The 18,771-nt window shown below is 44.9% G+C and carries 14 protein-coding genes and 1 pseudogene; 6 read left to right on the top strand and 9 right to left on the bottom strand.

The genetic code is table 11. The features are described 5' to 3' along the window. Window positions 1–31 precede the first annotated feature (31 nt). Both DXD68_RS12780 and DXD68_RS12775 read left to right on the top strand, forming a co-directional pair. Entirely contained in the window at window positions 32–637 is a 606-nt protein-coding gene (locus DXD68_RS12780; protein ID WP_122361935.1) for a DUF6088 family protein, read from the top strand. Beyond that, window positions 630–1,441 (top strand): annotated as a pseudogene (locus DXD68_RS12775) (nucleotidyl transferase AbiEii/AbiGii toxin family protein). Before DXD68_RS12780 ends, DXD68_RS12775 begins: the two are co-directional and overlap by 8 nt. Before the next feature lie 330 nt (window positions 1,442–1,771). Here DXD68_RS12775 and DXD68_RS12770 read toward each other — a convergent pair. After that, window positions 1,772–2,941, bottom strand: coding sequence for an aminopeptidase C (locus DXD68_RS12770; RefSeq protein WP_122361933.1), 1,170 nt, complete (start codon window positions 2,939–2,941; stop codon window positions 1,772–1,774). A 36-nt stretch (window positions 2,942–2,977) separates the two neighbouring features. Next, window positions 2,978–4,588, bottom strand: a complete 1,611-nt coding sequence (locus tag DXD68_RS12765) for a dipeptidase (protein WP_122361931.1) — start codon at window positions 4,586–4,588, stop codon at window positions 2,978–2,980. A 105-nt stretch (window positions 4,589–4,693) separates the two neighbouring features. Here DXD68_RS12765 and DXD68_RS12760 point away from each other — a divergent pair, with 105 nt between their 5' ends. Continuing rightward, window positions 4,694–6,268 (top strand): beta-N-acetylhexosaminidase, encoded by a 1,575-nt coding sequence (locus DXD68_RS12760; RefSeq protein WP_122361929.1) that lies wholly within the window; start codon window positions 4,694–4,696, stop codon window positions 6,266–6,268. A 63-nt stretch (window positions 6,269–6,331) separates the two neighbouring features. Here the strand turns inward: DXD68_RS12760 and DXD68_RS12755 are convergent, their stop codons facing one another. The 4 genes from DXD68_RS12755 to DXD68_RS12740 all read right to left on the bottom strand — a co-directional run bounded on the left by DXD68_RS12755 (window position 6,332) and on the right by DXD68_RS12740 (window position 10,938). Beyond that, the gene (locus DXD68_RS12755; RefSeq protein WP_122362073.1) at window positions 6,332–8,122 is read right to left on the bottom strand and encodes a DEAD/DEAH box helicase; all 1,791 of its coding nucleotides are present in this window, start codon (window positions 8,120–8,122) and stop codon (window positions 6,332–6,334) included. 123 nt (window positions 8,123–8,245) lie between these two features. Further along, the gene (locus DXD68_RS12750; RefSeq protein ID WP_122361927.1) at window positions 8,246–9,304 is read right to left on the bottom strand and encodes a tyrosine-protein phosphatase; all 1,059 of its coding nucleotides are present in this window, start codon (window positions 9,302–9,304) and stop codon (window positions 8,246–8,248) included. A gap of 76 nt (window positions 9,305–9,380) precedes the next feature. Then, the gene (locus tag DXD68_RS12745; protein WP_122361925.1) at window positions 9,381–10,304 is read right to left on the bottom strand and encodes a carbohydrate kinase family protein; all 924 of its coding nucleotides are present in this window, start codon (window positions 10,302–10,304) and stop codon (window positions 9,381–9,383) included. A 22-nt stretch (window positions 10,305–10,326) separates the two neighbouring features. Beyond that, the gene (locus DXD68_RS12740; RefSeq protein ID WP_122361923.1) at window positions 10,327–10,938 is read right to left on the bottom strand and encodes an SIS domain-containing protein; all 612 of its coding nucleotides are present in this window, start codon (window positions 10,936–10,938) and stop codon (window positions 10,327–10,329) included. Between the two features lie 476 nt (window positions 10,939–11,414). Between DXD68_RS12740 and DXD68_RS12735 the strand changes: the two genes are divergently transcribed. Next, complete coding sequence (locus tag DXD68_RS12735; RefSeq protein WP_122361921.1) at window positions 11,415–12,635, top strand: M16 family metallopeptidase; 1,221 nt, start codon at window positions 11,415–11,417, stop codon at window positions 12,633–12,635. Window positions 12,636–12,698: 63 nt separating this feature from the next. On the opposite strand, the gene DXD68_RS12730 is transcribed toward DXD68_RS12735, so the two are convergent. Beyond that, entirely contained in the window at window positions 12,699–14,099 is a 1,401-nt protein-coding gene (locus tag DXD68_RS12730) for an alanine/glycine:cation symporter family protein (RefSeq protein WP_122361919.1), read from the bottom strand. 214 nt (window positions 14,100–14,313) lie between these two features. Between DXD68_RS12730 and DXD68_RS12725 the strand changes: the two genes are divergently transcribed. After that, window positions 14,314–16,641, top strand: coding sequence for a TonB-dependent receptor (locus tag DXD68_RS12725; protein WP_122361917.1), 2,328 nt, complete (start codon window positions 14,314–14,316; stop codon window positions 16,639–16,641). Between the two features lie 40 nt (window positions 16,642–16,681). After that, window positions 16,682–17,188, top strand: a complete 507-nt coding sequence (locus tag DXD68_RS12720; protein ID WP_122361916.1) for a flavin reductase family protein — start codon at window positions 16,682–16,684, stop codon at window positions 17,186–17,188. A 2-nt stretch (window positions 17,189–17,190) separates the two neighbouring features. Here the strand turns inward: DXD68_RS12720 and DXD68_RS12715 are convergent, their stop codons facing one another. Beyond that, a complete protein-coding gene (locus DXD68_RS12715) occupies window positions 17,191–17,958 on the bottom strand; it encodes an AAA family ATPase (RefSeq protein WP_122361914.1) in 768 nt (255 codons plus the stop codon). 38 nt (window positions 17,959–17,996) lie between these two features. After that, complete coding sequence (locus tag DXD68_RS12710; RefSeq protein ID WP_122361912.1) at window positions 17,997–18,722, bottom strand: ComEA family DNA-binding protein; 726 nt, start codon at window positions 18,720–18,722, stop codon at window positions 17,997–17,999. Window positions 18,723–18,771 lie beyond the last annotated feature (49 nt).

The raw sequence follows: 18,771 nt of genomic DNA, 5'->3' as shown, positions 1-18,771 counted from the left end.
TAATTTGTATATTTGCGACAAACAGAATGTAATGGCAAGCATAGAAGACAGTATTTTGACAGCTATTAAAGCCAAAGGAAGAGGAAGCATCTTCTTTCCTTCTGATTTTACGTCATACGGAGAGGTCAAGGCAGTTGGAAAAAGTCTTGAACGACTGACCGCAAAAGCTGACATCATCCGTTTGGCGAGAGGAATATATTCATATCCTGAGATTGATACAGTCTTAGGACTTGGTATATTGATGCCATCCATAGAACAGATAGCTGAAACCATAGCTCGTAGGGATAAAGCTCGTATCGTTCCAACTGGTATTTATGCCATGAATAAATTGGGCATATCTACACAAGTGCCAATGAACGTCGTTTATCTGACAGATGGCGCACCCCGTAAGGTAAGCCTAGGAAATGGCCGCTCAATACAGTTCAAATATACAACCCCCAAAAATCTCTCATTCACAAATCCACTCGCAATGCTTGTTACATTTGCCCTGAAAGAAGTAGGGAAAGATAATGTAACTGGTGATATAGCCAAGCAAATTAAGAACGTGCTTCAGAAAGAACAAAAGGAAAATGTATTGGCAGACGAAGCACTCATGCCTGCATGGATAAGAACCTTCATTAGACAAGCGTATGAATAATTACTTTGAATTATCGAAGGAACAACAGCAAATGGTGCTTATCCAAGCTGCCAATAAAACTGGCTTGCCAGTACAAGCTGTTGAGAAAGACTTATGGGTAACTGTGGTTCTACAAATGGTTTTCACATTACCTGTAGCTAATCATCTACCGAAACAGACATGGAGAAATGGCTTCAAGTAGAAGCCGATCCTGACGGCGAGGGTGATGGAACATACCCAGAACCAAGAGTGATACACATTCGCTACAAATCTCTTTTCGATGAAGACTTACCTTATTTGCATTCAGAGGTAAAACTAGAGGTTGGTGCTCGTTCCTTACTCGAACCCACAGCAGAAGCTGCGATAACAAGTGTTTTAGAAGATGTGTTACCTGTTAGTACAACAATTAAGCAAGTTATGATACCTACAGCCTTAGCAGAGAAGACATTTCTTGAAAAGGTATTTTTGTTGCATGAGCTGTTTTCGTCTCAATGTTCAAGAGAGGCTAATCGTAAATCTCGTCATCTGTATGACTTAATGCAGATGATGAGCACCGACATTGCAGCAAGGGCTATCGCCAACGATGAACTTTGGAATACAATACACCATCATCGTGAATTGTTCACAAGTATGAGTGGGGTAGATTATACTCCTGACATTCGCAAACGCATAAGGTTATTACCTCCCAATGATGTCATTGACGATTGGCGTAACGATTACAAGGATATGCTATCGTCTATGATATATGGGGAAAAACCTACATTCGCTGTGCTGATGGAGAAAATGAGAGAATTAGAAAATATATTTCATAATGCTAAACATTAAGAATATTGATAAAATGAGATATTGTTTTTCTGGTCACGAGTCATTTAATACTGATCGCTTGTTCGCCGGTGGCTGTTCGTTTATATGCAGGACCGTATCATAAGGAAGATATTCAAACACCGGAAGGAAAGAGCTTTACATTGATAAATCTACCTTATTGCCTGACTGGCAAGTTGACTTCCTACCTTGAACTACATTTCAACCCGTAATATGACGGGATGAATGCAAAAACACAACAAATGAATGCAGTTTTACTTCGTGCATTCATCTGTTGTGCTTTTGATTTACAAGGAATAGGGCTACTAAATGAACCCAGTGAATGATATTTCCTTATAAACTTAATTTTGTCCGGATCGCTTTCGGGATTGCGTCCTTGTGTACCATTACATAAATGGTCTTGGCGCGGACGAAGCTTTCTGACATATTCAGATAACCACCGAACTTATTGCGGTCTGTGCCCCAGGAGTTTTTGGTGATGTAATATTTTGTGCCGTTCTGGTCTTTGGCGATACCGGTCAGATGCATCAGATGGTCGTCGGTAGTGACGAATGCTTCGAAACCTTCTTGACGAATCTCAGGAGTTACTTTGATTTCGGGGTAAGGCTGCTCGAATTTATACACTTCTTCCAGACGTTCTTTCTCGTCCATCTTCTCGAAACGAGCACGGTCGGTATTGGAGAAGTCTTCCACCTTCTTTACTTCCGGGTTGATGGCTACACCATTCTTGAAAGAGAAGCCTTTTTCACTTACGTCGCCGTCCCAACATACGGTGAAACCGTTGTTTAAGGCATAATCTACCGTTTCGATCATCTCGTCGAGCGGCAGGTTGTACATCAGGGAATGTTCCCAGTTGTCCGGTACTTCCACATCGAACTTTACATAATACGGATGGTGTGTGAAACTGGTCAGCTCGATATAATCATCCATATTCAGACCCAAAGATTCAGCGAACGATTTGGGAGTGTATTCTTTGCCTTTATAAGTGAATTGGGCAGGCAGTTCTCCCAGATACGTATCAAACAGGTTCCGGATCAGCTTATCGTATTCCGGACTGCGTTTTTTGTTCTTGACAGCGACATTGGCTATTGCTTCCATATACTGAGCCATCTCGTAGTGGTTGTGGCGTTCGGAGTCGTAGTTGATTCCTTTATAGACCTCTTCGGGGACGATCCCAACCTGGCGATACGCATTCATGAAGGTATGAGACAAGCTGCCTTGTCCGATGTTACCTTCTCCGCGACGCAGGTAGTTGTCCTGCAGCTGATTCATATATTTCTGGCGGACAATGAACATTTCGGACAGGTCGTATTCGCCTTTACCCATACGTAATAGCTCCGACTCCATGAATGAGGTAGTGGCGAAACACCAGCAAGTACCGGTAGCAGCCTGGTTCTTTACCGGGGTAGCCGGAACGGTCACCACTTCGGTAAACTGATAACCTTGTGCAAACGCGCTGAAAGTGGAAAGCAGCAAGGCACAAGAGATAAATAGTGCTTTCATAAGATATGATTTAATGATATGTATATAATTCAGTATTTAAAACCCTCTTGCGAACATATTCCAGAACTCGTCTGCCATATCTTCCCAGCGCTGCATGGTTGCTCCGGCAAAGTCGGAAGTATAGCCGGTCAGGAAAGTATTGGCGGCTTCGCTGCCTTTTGCCTGCTGTATCTCTTTGTATTGGCTCTCGACAAAAGGTAATTCCCGCTGTCCCTTCTCCTCGAAATGGGTGATGGCTGCCTGCATTTTCTCTTTTGTCAGTCCCCAGCGGACAGTTGCCAGTTTGTTGGCTTCACGGAACGACCAGATGGCTGCATCTTTCCGGTGACGGTGCTGCCCGCAGATACCGAAGCTGGGCGGAAGTGCGGTGGAACCGGAGAAAATAGGAATACGGGGACTCTGTCCCGGATTATCGAAAGACAACCAGGCAACACCACCTACAGCATCAGGTAGCCAGCTGCGCAACTGGATCACATGCGAATAAGAACATTGCGGAACAGCTACCAGGCGGTTACGGTCCACAGTACCGTCTTTGACACCGTTCAGCATATTGATCATGTCTGTCGTCATCCAGGGATTGGCTGCCGGACTTGTTATCGTGTCTTTCTCCGTACTGTCTTTCTTTTTGGCGAGGATTTTCAGATTCTTCGTCGTATCCCAGTCCGTCCCTTCGTAGGTAGCACGCAAAAGCGCCATTACATCGGTGGCGGCAACCGGTTTATCCGGCTTGACGCTCAACGGAAGCTCTTCCGAATCGTAAGCCAGTTTCAGGGAAGGAGCCAGGCTGTTCAGGATAAAGAACTCACGCAGGCTGAAAGATTTCGGTTCACCGAAATAATTTCCGCCACTGTAAGCCTTCCAGAAGCGGAACGGCTCTTTTCCATCCCATAATTCCATCTTTTTAGCGACTTCGAACACGTTATCCGAAGCCATATAATTGTCTTTATCCTTTAAATCGAGCGTGGAGATGCGGGAAATATTCGCCGAAACGCTGACATGGTCGTCCGGTATACGAACTGCAGCCCACACACCGCCGATCTTGTCGGGGCCTTCTCCGAATATCTCGAATATCCATACTTCGTTCGGGTCGGCGATGGTCAGGCATTCGCCGGAATCACCGTAACCGTATTCTTTCACCAGTTTACCCATCAGGCGGATGGCGTCGCGGGCTGTCGAACAACGTTGCAGGACGATCTTTTCCAGTTCTTCGATCATGAACATACCGTTCTTGTTTACCAGCTCTTTCCGTCCGGAAATCGTGGTTTCACCGATACCCAGCTGCTTTTCGTTCAGACAAGGGTAAGAGGTATTCAGGAACTGATAGGTGGAACGTGCCTGGGGAATATTCCCTTTCAGTTCCACATTTGTCTGGTCGTTCGGATATTCGGTGTGCATCCGTCCGTTGTAGATGGCAACGGTTGTGTCGCGGTCGTAAGTGGCTGCCGGGACGATTTCCATCCAGGTGCGGTAGTTTCCGTCACAGGTGTGGCTCGTCATGACCGAACCGTCCGTCGACGCTTTTTTGCCGACCATAATACTTGTACAGCTCTCCGGTGTATTGACCGGCCGGGCATATTCTATTTCCTGCGCAGTGGTGATGAGACAGTGGCAGATAAGTGTAAGAATAAGGATAAACAATCTGTTCATGTGTTTGTCATTTGATTTAGTGCCTAAAGATACAAACTGTATCGGAATAAATCCATATATTTGCCCAAATCTAAGATGTGTACGATAACATAACAATTATAATCCATGAGAAAACTATTTTCTATCGTCGCATTGCTGGTATTCCTGACCTTACCGGCATTGGCTCAGCTTGCCTTGTTTCCCACTCCCGCGAAGGTGTCGGGGGGAAAAGGTTCTTTTACAGTAGGTATTGCATCCCCGGTAACCGGAAACGGAGGATATGCCGATCAACTGGCTAAAAAACTTCCGTCCGAACTGAAAGGACTGGGATTGTCGGGCACTCCTTCACAGGGAACGATTCGCCTGGTACTGGATGAGAAACTGCGTATGCCGGACGAGGCGTATGCATTGACTGTTACTCCCGAGTCGGTTTTATTGGAAGCCTCTTCCGAATCCGGCCTGTTTTATGCGAAAGAAGCTTTGAAACAACTGGCACGTTTCGGCAAAGGAACAGTGCGGGCCTGTAAGATCACCGATCAGCCGCGTTATGGCTGGCGGGGTTTCATGCTGGACGAAAGCCGCCATTTCTTCGGAAAAGAGAAGGTGAAACAGTATCTGGATATCATGGCTTCCCTTCGTATGAACGTCTTTCACTGGCATCTGACCGACGAGCCGGGCTGGCGTATCGAGATCAAGAAATATCCGAAACTGACCTCTGTCGGTGCTATCGGCAACTGGCATGATCCGAAAGCTCCCGCTACATTCTATACCCAGGAAGAGATTAAGGAAATCGTAGCCTATGCGGCAGAACGTCATATTATGGTCGTTCCCGAATTTGATATGCCCGGACATGCGACTGCTGTCAGCCGTTCCTACCCGGAATTATCCGGTGGCGGTGAAGGCAAATGGGACGGTTTCACCTTCCATCCCTGCAAGGAAACGACTTACCGGTTCATCAGCGATGTGCTCGATGAAATCGTTTCTTTATTTCCTTCTCCTTATATTCATATCGGTGGAGATGAGGTCCATTACGGCAATCAGAGCTGGTTTACCGATCCGGAAATCCAGCAATTCATCAAGGATAAGAAGTTACAGAATGAAACGGGGCTGGAACATTATTTCGTGAACCGTGCCGCTGATATCGTAGCTTCCAAAGGAAAGACGATGATCGGCTGGGACGAAATCATCGATGCCGGTGTTTCTCCGGGCAAGGCAGTGGTTATGTGGTGGCGTCATGATCGCAAACATCAGCTGGTAAAGGCTCTTGAGAATGGCTACCAGGTGATTATGACTCCGCGCCGTCCGTTCTATGCGGATTTCGTTCAATACGGAGAACACAATGTCGGTCGTCTGTGGAATGGTTACAATACGATCGAAGATGTGTACCGTTTCCCCGAACCTATTATCCATCTGACAAAAGATTATGAAGACCAGGTGATGGGTTTGCAGTTCTCTTTGTGGACGGAACGTGTGGCGGATACGAAACGTCTGGACTTTATGACTTTCCCGCGCTTAGTTGCTGTGGCGGAAGACGGTTGGACACCTGCCAAAGAAAAGGAATGCAGTCTGTTCATGAAGAAATTACCGTATTTCCTGGATTACCTGAAGACATTAGGTATCTATTACTTCGATCCGTTCAATCCGGCATCTACTCCCGAACCGGATGCTCCGGCTAAAGAAGATGTATTGCAGAATGGTTGATGTGAAATAAAAAAAGGGCGGAATCGATAACGGTTCCGCCCTTTTTGATTGATATATAAAAGGTTAATATTTTTTCTTACGTGCGTTACGGTCTGAAGTTTCGCGTCTCCAGGGTTTCTCGCTGTTACGTCTGTCAGTAGTGCTGCCGCTGAAACCACCGTCACGTCTGCCTTTGTAGCCTCCGCCGCCTTTATAACCGCCTCTTGAACCGCTGCCTCCGCCGCGTGTGTTACCTCCGCCACGGCTGAAGCCGCCACGACCGCCTCTGCTGCCACCGCCTTCGCCTTTGCCCTGGGCAGGTTCTACGGAAATACGTTTGCCGTCAACTTCGAAACCGTTCATGCTGTCCATGACACGCTGTGCTTCGCCTTCTTCTACTTCGAAGAATGAGAAGTTGTCGCGCAGGTCGATCTTACCGATGCGAACCTTGCCCGGAACACATTTGTTGACCAGTTCGATCAGCTGGTTCGGATACAGGCCGTCTGTTTTACCGAAGTTGAGGAAGAAGCGTGAGAAACCTTCTTCAGCCGCATGGCTGCGACGTTCTCCGCGCTCTCCACGTTCACTGCGGGCTGCGCGTTCGTCTACTTCCTGAATTTCGTCAGCATCCTTATAATAGTCGATCATACGGTTAAATTCCAGCGAAACAACACGTTTGATGATGTCTTCCTTGTCCAGCCATTCCAGTTTACGGTAAATCTGCGGCATCAGTGTGGCAATCTCTTCTTCGTCTACCTTTACTTTTTCGATCTGGTCTACGAGGTTGAAAAGCTGCTTTTCACAGATATCGTGTCCGCTGGGCATTTCACCCTTCTCGAATTTCTTCTTGATGATATTCTCGATCAGGCGGATTTTTCCTTTTTCCTTTACGTGGCAGATAGAGATGGAAATACCCGTCTTTCCGGCACGTCCCGTACGTCCGCGGCGATGGGTATACGATTCTACTTCATCGGGCAGACCGTAGTTGATCACGTGCGTCAGGTCGTCCACGTCCAGTCCACGTGCAGCTACGTCGGTAGCAACTAACAGCTGGATGTTTTTTACTCGGAATTTCTGCATCACGTAGTCACGCTGTGCCTGGCTCAGTTCGCCGTGCAGCGAGTCTGCATTGTAGCCGTCCTGTATCAGTTTGTCGGCAATCTCCTGCGTTTCCTTACGGGTACGGCAGAAAACGATACCGTAGATATTCGGATAATAGTCGGCAATACGTTTCAGTGCCAGGTATTTGTCCTGCGCACGAACCATATAATAAATATCCTTGATATTCTTGTTACCTTCGTTCTTGTTCCCGATAACGATTTCTTTCGGGTTCTTCATGTACTTCTTCATGATGCTGGCAATGCCCTGCGGCATGGTAGCGGAGAAAAGTAACATGTTACGAGCGGGCGGTACTTCAGCCAGGATCGCGTTGATACTGTCGGTGAAACCCATGTTCAGCATTTCGTCCGCTTCGTCGAGGATCACGTTCTTTACCGTACTCAGATCGACTGTCTTACGGTTCATCAAGTCCAACAGACGGCCCGGTGTAGCGACTACTACGTGTACACCGCGTTTCAGTGTCTTGATCTGACTTTCAATGCTCGAACCTCCGTATACCGGCAGCACCTTCAGGTTGTCGATATATTTGGAGTAATCATTCAGGTCGTCTGCAATTTGCAGGCAAAGTTCCCTGGTGGGACAAAGTATGAGTGCTTGAGGCTGATATCTTGTCACATCGATCTTCTGCAGGATGGGCAACCCGAAAGCGGCTGTTTTTCCTGTTCCTGTTTGTGCCAATGCAATTACGTCGTTGTCTTCTCCCAGTAAGAAAGGAATCACTTCTTCCTGTACCGGCATGGGCGATTCGTAACCCATTTCCTGGATTGCCTTCAATATGGGGGCGGCAACTCCTAATTCTTCAAATGTTTTCAAAATGTGATATGTGTATATATAATAAATTCAGAGGGTACAAAGGTAGATAAATAATTCGGATTCACATTAATATAACAAAATATCTTTTAACGCGTTCCGTTTCTTTTCTGTCAGTCCTAAGCCTTTTGACAGATATTTGTCTACCGAGCCGTAATCTTTCCGGATCCGTTTCAGAACCAGGTCGATCAACCCTTCGTTGACAGTGACCAGCGTGGTGATCGTTTCCTGTGCATTCGTGCTCAGGTCGCGCGCCATATAGGCCAGGTGTCCGATATTGATGTTTTCATTGGAAGCCATGTAATCTCTTACAATAGTTTCTTCCGGTATGCCGAGAGCAAACAACAGCATGGCTGTCAGATAACCTGTACGGTCTTTTCCCATCGAGCAGTTGATCAGGATCGGATAGTTATCTTCTTCCAGAAAAACATCGAGCGCTTTGGCAAACTGTTCGCTGTAATCGGTCACGTATTGCAGATAGGTATCCTGCATGAACAGGAGTCCGTCTCCTTTGCGCATCCGGTCTTCCTGTATCCGGGCGACTACATTGTCCATATTCTTGATCGGAATAGGGATATGTATAATATTTGCATTGGAATAACGTAGCGGACTAACTGCCAGTTCATCATTCCCGCGCAGGTCTATAACTGTTTTGATATGCAGATTGTTCAGGCGGATCGAATCCCATTCGCTCAGCGAACTGAGTTGTCCGGAGCGGAATACCTTTCCCCAGCGGGTGGTCTGATGGTTATGGGAAGTGCCGTAGCCCCCGATTTCACGTACGTTCTGTATGCTGTCCATGGCAACGGAGCGGGCTCCGAGCGTCTTAAAATATTTATCGTTGAAAGACAACAAAAAATATTTACGCGACATGTTGTCGTTGGTGATATAAGTCGTCACGCCGTCTTTGATGTTGGCGTATCCTGCGGGCAGGGATTTGTTGAATGTTTCGGGATTGTCGGAAACATACATTTTAAGTATACCTTCTATTTGTGGTTCCGTCTCCCATTTCAGGATATAATTACCTATATCATCGCGCAGACATATCGCCCGTATTTCAGGATTGTTGGAAGAACAACCCGTGAATAGTGCAACACAAGCAAACAGAGAGAAAATCTTTACTAACATTGTTTTTCTAGCATACATACATCACAAAGATAATAAATCCTGTTCTTTATCGTACGGGAGTTAATGATATTTAAGACTACTTGCGATATGAAGCCGCAAATTCTTTAGAAATGTAATTATCATAGCTTTGGCATACCTCAGATGCCAGATCCATGCCGCAACGGATGATCTTTTCCCATGTCTCTTTGCTTAAGGTAGGAAGATCATGATATCCGATATTGTATTTAAGCAGTCCGTAAATGATGCCGGCATTGAAATTGTCGCCGGCCCCGATGGTGCTGACGGGATCGATCGGGTCCGTATCGAAATGTTCGGATAATTTATTTGTGTATAGATTGACTCCGTTTGCTCCGTGTGTGGAGATGAACCGTTCGCAATAGAACTTGATATGATCGGAATAGACCCTGTTTACGTCTGTCTTTCCAAAGATATTGAGAAAATCTTCGTCCGATCCGCGTACGATATCTGCATATTCCAGGTTCTCCAGGATCGTGGGAGTGAGGTATATCGCCTCGTGTGCGTGTGCTTTCCGGAAATTAGGGTCATAATAGATGATCGCTTTCCGTTCTTTGGCATACTCCAGGAACTCGACCATTCGTTCCCGCAAGGCTGGGTTCAGTGAATAATAGGAACCGAATATGAGGATATCGTCCTGATTGATGACCGGCATCGGCACTTCCAGCCGTTGTTTGGGGTAATCTTTATAAAAGATGTAATTGGCATTGTTCTCATTGTCGAGGAAAGCCAGCGATATGGGACTTTTCCCATCGGGGAAACGGTCTACCAGTTCCGTGGAAATATGATTCTCTTCCATGAATTTGCGGATAATATCGCCTACGCGGTCGTTTCCAACCTCGCTGATGAAAGAAACCGGGACGTCCAGACGGCCGAGCGACACCAATCCGTTGAATACTGATCCGCCCGGTACGGCTGCATGGGGCTGGTTGTCCTTAAAGATGATGTCGAGAATGGTTTCTCCGATGCCAATAACTTTTCTCATATATAAATGGTCTGTTTATAATCTATTCGTTCTTGCTCTGCTCGCGGCTTTTTGATCCGAGATAACCGCCATGATGCCGTTTGGCATAGTCTTTATTGTTGAAATTGATCCTTTTCATCGTACCGACAACCAGGATATCTCCGATAACGGTCATCACCGTAGTGGATGTAGTCGGTGTGAGACCGAGCGGACAGACCTCGTTCGGTGCTCCGGTAAGCAGGCATACATCAGCATCTTTAGCCAATGAGCTTTTCGAATTGCTGGTGATAACGATAAATTTCATATCGGGCACCAGTCCGCGTGTCAGGTCGACCAGTTCCAGCAGTTCACGGGTCTTTCCTGAATTGGAGATCAGGAGCATGATATCGTTGTCACGTACGATACCCAAGTCGCCGTGTTGTGCTTCGCTGGGATGCAGGAAGAAAGCAGGCGTTCCGGTAGAACTGAATGTGGTAGCAATATTCATCGCGATCTGGCCGGCTTTCCCCATTCCGCTGGTGATCAGCTTTCCGCCGAGTTCATGGACATATTTGACAATAAGAGTTACTGCATCTTCATAGCCGGAGGTTACCGGGATATTCAGGACTGCTTCAGCTTCCTGTTGCAGGATGCTCGCGATTACTTCGTGTGACATAGCTACTTTATTATTTATACAATTATCTCTAACAGTTTGCAAAAATACTATTTTAATCGGTTGGTTAGATAGGTATTCCTATTAATATATTGTTTTCCTGGTCTTCTCCCATCCAACACCCAGTATAGAAATCTAAAATACGGGGTAGGGTAATTATATTTTGATAGTTGGAGATTCTATTTTTCTCCCATACAAAGTATCGTTTTATTGTTATCGAATGAAAGAAGCATAATTATCAAATGAAAAGAACACACATATGCTTTATTCGTTTGATATATGTCAAACGAATGAATGATCGAATGGAAATATTATACAGAGGCAGTGTTTTGGAAAAGGTTCGCCATAAATTTCAGTTCCAAAACACGGAATATGGAAGGGTGGAAGGTTGTTTGATTTATACTTTATAATGAGAGTGATGGTTCTCTGTTGTAGAATTTTGTTTTACCTTTGTGCGTTTGTAACGTAAAAAGAAAACAATGCATTACTTCTCACATATTTTACCCAATGGTCTTCGTATGGTACACTTGCCGATGGAATCACCGGTTTCGTACTGTGGTTTTGCGGTGAATGCCGGAACGCGTGATGAAGAGGCGAACGAGTTCGGCCTGGCACATTTCGTGGAGCACATGATGTTTAAAGGTACAGAAAAACGGAAAGCATGGCATATACTGAACCGGATGGAGAATGTTGGTGGCGAGTTGAATGCCTATACGACCAAAGAAGAGACATTTGTTTATTCCATCTTCATGGAAGAGCACTATCAGCGTGCCCTGGAATTGTTGACTGACCTAATCTTCCATTCTCAATTTCCGCAGCAGGAAATAGAGAAAGAAGTGGATGTCATTCTGGATGAAATCAATTCGTATGAGGATAGTCCATCTGAACTTATCTTCGATGAATTCGAGAATTTACTTTATGACGGGCACGCTTTGGGACATAATATCTTGGGGGATGAAGCCTCTCTTTTGACATTTAACTCTGAGTCTGGTCGTTCTTTCATGCGTCGTTTTTATGCACCGGAGAATATGGTATTCTTTTCGATGGGGCGGATTGATTTTAATAAGATCGTGAAGATGGCCGATGGTTTTTTGTCGGATATTGCTTTTCCGGTAGCTCTGCGTAACCGTATTGTTCCCAGTGCAATTGAACCTTGTGTTAGGAAGGTTCATAAGGATACACATCAGGCACATGTATTGATTGGTAGCCGTGCTTATAGTATGCATGATGAAAAACGAATACCTTTGTTCCTGCTTAATAATATGTTGGGCGGACCGGGTATGAACAACCGTTTGAATGTCTCGCTTCGGGAAAAGCACGGGTTGGTCTATAATGTCGAATCGAATGTCACTTCTTATACGGATACCGGATTGGCCAGTATTTATTTCGGAACAGACCCGAAAAATATGGAGAAAGCTTTACGCCTGGTTTATAAAGAGCTGGATAAATTGCGGGATAATAGTTTATCTGCAACGCAGCTGGCAGCAGCCAAGAAACAGGTGATCGGGCAGTTGGGTGTTTCCGGTGATAATAAGGAAGGGCTTTTCCTGGGATTGGGGAAGAGCTTCCTGCATTATAACCGCTATGACACGCTTCCGGAGGTTTTTGCCCGTATTGAAGCCCTTACCATAAAAGATATTCAGGAAGTAGCAAACGAGGTTTTTGCTCCGGAACGGTTGTTTAGTTTGATTTATCAATAACAGTTTTCGGGCTATTTAATATTTTCATCATACATTTTGTATCATACAAAATGTATGATGCTTTTACCAACATTCCGCTTTGTCGGTAAGTTCCGGGATACTGTTTTTATCGAAAACAGGACTTATTATTCCTTTTTGCTTTTGGGCAATATAATCTTTCAGTAAAAGGAATGCCTGGCGACTGAGCAGGGAGATGGCAATCAGATTGCAAATGGTCATCAGTCCCATGGTTATATCAGCCAGGCTCCATGTCAGGTCAAGGCTTGCCAATGCACCGAACATCACCATTCCACCGACTAACAGGCGGTATGTAAACAATACGCTCCTCTTTTGGGTAACAAACCGTATGTTTGCTTCACCATAATAATAGTTACCGATGATACTGCTGAAAGCAAACAACAGAATTGCTATGGCGACAAAGATGCTTCCAACGCTTCCTACTTCATTGGTCAGTGCATGCTGCGTTAGCTGTACGCCGTTAACTGATCCGTCGAGCGGTGCACCACTAAAAAGAATAATGAAAGCTGTACAGGTACATATAATCAATGTATCGGTGAAAACGCCTAGTGTCTGGATCAAACCTTGTTTTACCGGGTGAGAAACATCAGCCGTGGCGGCTACATTCGGAGCGGAACCCATACCGGCCTCATTGCTGAACAATCCTCGCTTAATACCTTGCATCAGAGCTGCGCCGATGCTGCCGCCAATGGCTTGTTCCCATCCGAAGGCATTATTAATGATCAACTCCAATACGGCAGGAAGTTTCCCGATATTGAAAAGTACGATGCCCAATGCCAGTGCTACATATCCGAGAGCCATGACCGGAACAATGATACTACTTACTTTGGCGATCCGCTGAATGCCTCCGAAAATGATCAGAATGGTCAATACGGTCAATATCCCGCCAATAATCCTGTGATCGAATCTGAATGCCCCTTCCCACGCAGCACAAATCGTATTACTTTGTACGGAATTGAAAGCAAAACCGAAGGTAATAGAGATCAATACGGCAAAAAATACTCCCATCCACCGTAATCCAAGTCCACGTTCCATGTAATAGGCAGGACCTCCGATAAAAGAGTCTTTCCCTCTTCTTTTATATAATTGCGCCAATGTGGATTCTACAAAGGCACTGGAAGCTCCCAGCAGAGCAATTATCCACATCCAGAATACGGCACCCGGACCACCGACTGCGATGGCAGTAGCTACTCCGGCCAGATTACCCGTTCCTACGCGACTGGCCAATGATACGGCAAAAGCCTGAAAGGAAGAGATATGTTTTTCACCGTTTTTAGTTTTTTCGGTGGAGTCGCCAAGCAATTTTATCATTTCTTTAATCATACGGAACTGTACGAAGCGGGTTTTGAAGGTAAACCATATCGCACAACCCAATAGCATGATTATTAATATATAAGACCATAAAACATCGTTGATGGCGCTGATCCAGGAGTTTAATATATCCATGTGTTTTGTTCGTTTTGTTTCAAAGATACGGGTTTTCTTGAATTTTCGTGTGGGATATGTTTATAAACGAAAAAACGAGATTTGGGCTCTCTGCCGAGTTTTTATTTTTTTGCTTCTTCTGTGTAACCTTTTTTCGAGTTGCTTCGTCTTACTAACAGAAACAAACAAGAAAGCGGGGAAGGCCACCCTGCAGATTGAAATAAACAATAAACTTATGAAACGGATAATATTCGGGATCATGCTGCTTGGCTGCATGGTACAGGGAGTTTTTGCTCAAAATTTAGGGATAAAAGGTTTGGTGAAAGATGGTCGGAACAAAGAACCTCTTGAGTTTGCCAATGTCGTTCTGCAAACGATGGATTCTACGTTTATTACTGGAACAACTACCGATGGAAAGGGACATTTTGTTTTAGATAAAGTGAAATCCGGTGATTACCTGCTGGCTATCTCCAGCTTGGGATATGAGACGCAGTATGTTTCTTTAAAAGGATTTAATAAAAGTGTGACGTTGGGTGATATTCCGATGGAGGATGCAGCGGTCTCTTTGGATGGTGTTACAGTCAGTGCATCCAATACGAGCAGCCGTTCCGACCGGAAACTGGTTTTTCCGTCCGAGCGGCAGGTAAAGGCTTCAACCAACGGTATGGATCTGTTGCAACAACTGATGCTGCCGAAGATACAGGTGAATCCGTTGTCAAGCGAAATTAAAGTGCCGGGAAACGGTGAAGTTCAACTTCGTATAAACGGGGTGAAAGTGGAACTGGATGAAATCAAATCGTTGTTGCCTTCTGATATTATCCGTATTGAATATCATGATAATCCCGGATTACGTTATGGTAATGCGGAAGTGGTACTCGATTATATCGTTCGTCGTCCGGAGACGGGGGGAAGTTTCAGCGTGGATATGAGTCAGGGAGTAAATGCTCTATGGGGAGAACATCGGGTTTCCGGAAAGATCAATCATAAGAAATCAGAGTTCGGTGCTTCCTATCGGATCGGTCCGCGCGATTTTTATGGACTTTCCAGGGATAATGAAGAAATCTTTCATTTGGGTGACGGGACGGTTTTGCACCGGAAAGAGGAAGGTGAACCGGCTCATGGCCGTATGTTCATGCATAATCTGAACCTGAATTATAGCGTACAGGATCCCGAGAAGTATTTGTTCAATGCTACATTCCGTTATTGGAATAACCATCAACCGCATTGGGATTACCGCGGTATTTTATCCAATCAGGAAAATTTGTCGGACTATGTAAATATGGTCGACCTGAATAGTTCAGATAATCAGGTTCCTGCATTAGACTTATATTATCAGCGTAATTTGAAAAATGATCAGACGCTGGTTTTTAATGTGGTTGGAACCTACAACCGTACTTCTTCCCATCGTTTTTATCAGGAAAGTCGTGGTGAGGATTTACTGACGGATATCAATAACCGTGTTTCAGGAAATAAATATTCAGTGATCGGTGAAGGTATTTATGAAAAGAAGTTGGAGAATGGGAACCGTTTGAGTACCGGTATTCGCCATACACAGTCGTTTTCCAATAATGAATATCGCAACGGGCACGATTATAATACTCGTATGAATCAGTCAGAAAGTTATCTCTACGGGGAATTCAAAGGAAAAGCCCGGAAGCTGGATTATACGCTAGGGGTTGGTGTGTCGCGTTCCTATTACAAACAGGATGGAACAGATGATTCTTACCAATATTATACGTTCAATCCGCGTTTTACATTACAATATGCTTTACCCGGACAATCGTTTATCCGTTTGAGAGGTTTTGTCGGTAATTCTTCTCCTTCATTGGGGAATTTGAGTGCTATCGAGCAGGTAATCGATTCTTTGCAGCTGCAACGCGGTAATCCGCAACTGGAGGCTTATATGCGTTATCGCCTGGCACTAACTTATGAATATCAGAAAGGTATCTTTTATACCAATTTAGACGGAGCCTACGAGTATCTTCCCAATCCTATTATGGACGAGAAATATCAGGAAGGCAATAAGATCATCCAGACCTGGAATAACCAAAAGAACTGGCAACGCCTGACCGGTTCGGCTATGTTCCGTATCGGACCGATCAAAGACATTCTGCAGTTCTCGTTTACTGGTGGTGTGAATCATTATATCAGCAACGGAAACACCTATTCCCACCGCTATACGAACTGGTATTGTGAAGCACAGGCATCTCTCACCTGGAAAAAGTTCATGCTGATGTATCAGATGAATACGAACTGGAACTGGTTTTGGGGTGAAACCTTGGAAGGCGGCGAGAATATTCAGATGTTAATGGTGCGCTACAGTCATAAGAATCTGTCGCTGGGAGTAGGGGCACTTAACCCGTTCTCTGATAATTATAAGGTGAAGACAGAAAATTGGAACCAGTATGCATCTTATAAAAAAGCGATGTATATCAAAGAAAGCTCGCGTCTGTTCGTTGTCTCATTGACTTATAATTTCTCATTCGGTCGAACTTATAAAGCAGGTCAGAAACGTCTGAACAATGCCGATAACGACTCCGGTGTAATGAGTACGGGTAAATGATATTCTTTGTACCTTTGAAAAAAATTAAAGCGTATAATGTATGAAAGCAATTGAACCCAGTCTGATCAAGGACAACTTTATTGAGATGATCGGTAAAGAGTGGATGCTGGTAAGTGCCGGCGACAATGAAAAGTTTAACATGATGACGGCCAGTTGGGGAGGCATAGGTTTTCTTTGGAATAAACCTGTCGTATTCGTATTCATCCGTCCGGAGCGATATACCCGTGAATTTGTCGATGAAAAGGGATGTTTTACACTCTCTTTCCTGGGAGAAGAACACAAAGCGGCACATAAAATCTGTGGTTCTAAATCCGGACGTGATATTGACAAAGTTGCCGCAACCGGGTTGACTCCCTATTTTACTGAGCAAGGAAACCCCTGTTTTGAGGAGTCCCGGTTGACACTTGAGTGTAAGACGCTCTATGTGACAAAGATGGATAAGAATAGCTTTGTCGATCCGGCTTTGTATGAAAAATGGTATAGCGCGATGGCAGGTAATCCGCATAATGTATATGTGGCGGAAATACTGAATGCCTGGGAAAAGTGATTTTACCTTAATCCGAGTTCCCTAAGCATTTGCTCCGTATGAGTTAAGAAATACTTCGTCAATTGATAATGTTGTGTTTCCTCATACGGAGTAATTTTTGCTCCGTCTTGGTCGATCGAGTAGATGTCTGCATCCGGATAGGCCATGATGATCGGCGAGTGGGTAGAAATGATCAACTGACAGCCTTGTGCGACGAGTTCATGGATGCGTACCAGCAAAGCCAGTTGGCGTTGAGGGGAGAGGGCCGCCTCCGGTTCATCGAGGATAAAGAGAGTGTTTCTTCCTGCGTAATTCAGGAAAGTGCTGAGAAAGCTTTCCCCGTGCGATTGTTCCAGTAAGCGTCGTCCGCCGTAGGCTCCCATCGAATAATCGCGTCCATACTTCAGAATGTCTTTCATCGACTTGGCATCGATTTCGGCAGCATGATCGAAAAAGGATTCAGCGCGGAAAAAGAAGTGGTCGAAAGGTTTCCGCTCTTCAATCAGGCGAATGCACTGTGGCAGAACGTTTGAGTATGATTTCCATGCTTCAACACCGTCATAAAGCATTCCTTGTTGATCTTCGTCGCGCTCCTCATATTTGAACATGATACCTTCCAGCAGGGTCGATTTGCCTGCACCGTTTTCACCGACCAGAAAAGTAACCGGTTTACGGAAAACGATTGATTCGATATAGCGTACGGCTGCAGCGCGGAACGGGTATTTTAAGTCTTCTACCGGTCCTTCCACTTCTGCCGGATTGGTCAGTTTTACTTGTTTGAGGTAAATCATAGCTTTCTTTTTTTACAAATGTATATAAACTTCTTTGCTTATTCAAACGACAGATAGGGTGTCAGTCTTTCCTTGTCGGTATGGGTAAATTCTTCCAGTAGCTGAAAATTCTCCCAACCGGTCAGTTTCCCCTTTTGTTTTCGTAATTGTTCGATAATGCGGGCTTGCTGCTTGTTTATATAAGGATGTCTGTAGAGGTCTTGGATGTAAACTCGGTTTACAAATAATTTACAAATAGCTGATGTGTCTACCGAAAACCACGATTTCATCGCATTATATCGTTCCTCGTCGATTCCATATACTTCACAAAGTTGGGATACGGAATAGAAGCCTCCTAACAATTCTCTGTATTTAACAATCCGGCGGGCGAATGTGCTTCCGATGCCGGGTACTTTTTTTAGAATTGTCGTATCGGCGGTATTGAGCTCGACGATAGTTCCGACGGGGTATTTTTCTGTTGGGGGAAAATACTTCCTTGCGGATGTATTTTTAGTTTCTCTCGAATGAAATTCTTTTTTCTCTCGGGAGAAATTATTTTTGCTATCGGATGAGGGTATTTGTCGCTTCCCGGAATTAGGTCTGTTCACAGTTGTATCTGCAGTTATCGGAACCGGTTCCGCTGCCTTTTTATTTTCATCGGCAAAATATGCCGGTTTGTTGTCTGTCAGCAACAAAATGATCCAGGATATAGAGATCAGGCAGAGTAGGAGAGTAAGGGCCTTGCGTTCCCCTTTTGAAAAATAAAGTAAATCCCGCCAGTTCATAGTTTATAAAGATTATGGTTTGATATTTCGTTTGTTTCTGATGTGTGAG

The sequence above is a fragment of the Parabacteroides sp. TM07-1AC genome (genome assembly GCF_003480915.1).
In the GTDB taxonomy this organism is placed as follows: Bacteria; Bacteroidota; Bacteroidia; order Bacteroidales; family Tannerellaceae; genus Parabacteroides; species Parabacteroides chongii.
This window is presented reverse-complemented; position numbering and strand designations above follow the sequence as displayed.

Bases quoted from the DNA above. Each gene is read 5' to 3' on its own strand.
- DXD68_RS12710 (WP_122361912.1), bottom strand. From the start codon at position 18,722: ATGAACTGGCGGGATTTACTTTATTTTTCAAAAGGGGAACGCAAGGCC.
- DXD68_RS12745 (WP_122361925.1), bottom strand. From the start codon at position 10,304: ATGAGAAAAGTTATTGGCATCGGAGAAACCATTCTCGACATCATCTTT.
- DXD68_RS12740 (WP_122361923.1), bottom strand. From the start codon at position 10,938: ATGTCACACGAAGTAATCGCGAGCATCCTGCAACAGGAAGCTGAAGCA.
- DXD68_RS12770 (WP_122361933.1), bottom strand. From the start codon at position 2,941: ATGAAAGCACTATTTATCTCTTGTGCCTTGCTGCTTTCCACTTTCAGC.
- DXD68_RS12730 (WP_122361919.1), bottom strand. From the start codon at position 14,099: ATGGATATATTAAACTCCTGGATCAGCGCCATCAACGATGTTTTATGG.
- DXD68_RS12720 (WP_122361916.1), top strand. From the start codon at position 16,682: ATGAAAGCAATTGAACCCAGTCTGATCAAGGACAACTTTATTGAGATG.
- DXD68_RS12760 (WP_122361929.1), top strand. From the start codon at position 4,694: ATGAGAAAACTATTTTCTATCGTCGCATTGCTGGTATTCCTGACCTTA.
- DXD68_RS12765 (WP_122361931.1), bottom strand. From the start codon at position 4,588: ATGAACAGATTGTTTATCCTTATTCTTACACTTATCTGCCACTGTCTC.
- DXD68_RS12715 (WP_122361914.1), bottom strand. From the start codon at position 17,958: ATGATTTACCTCAAACAAGTAAAACTGACCAATCCGGCAGAAGTGGAA.
- DXD68_RS12780 (WP_122361935.1), top strand. From the start codon at position 32: ATGGCAAGCATAGAAGACAGTATTTTGACAGCTATTAAAGCCAAAGGA.
- DXD68_RS12755 (WP_122362073.1), bottom strand. From the start codon at position 8,122: ATGGGTTACGAATCGCCCATGCCGGTACAGGAAGAAGTGATTCCTTTC.
- DXD68_RS12750 (WP_122361927.1), bottom strand. From the start codon at position 9,304: ATGTTAGTAAAGATTTTCTCTCTGTTTGCTTGTGTTGCACTATTCACG.
- DXD68_RS12725 (WP_122361917.1), top strand. From the start codon at position 14,314: ATGAAACGGATAATATTCGGGATCATGCTGCTTGGCTGCATGGTACAG.
- DXD68_RS12735 (WP_122361921.1), top strand. From the start codon at position 11,415: ATGCATTACTTCTCACATATTTTACCCAATGGTCTTCGTATGGTACAC.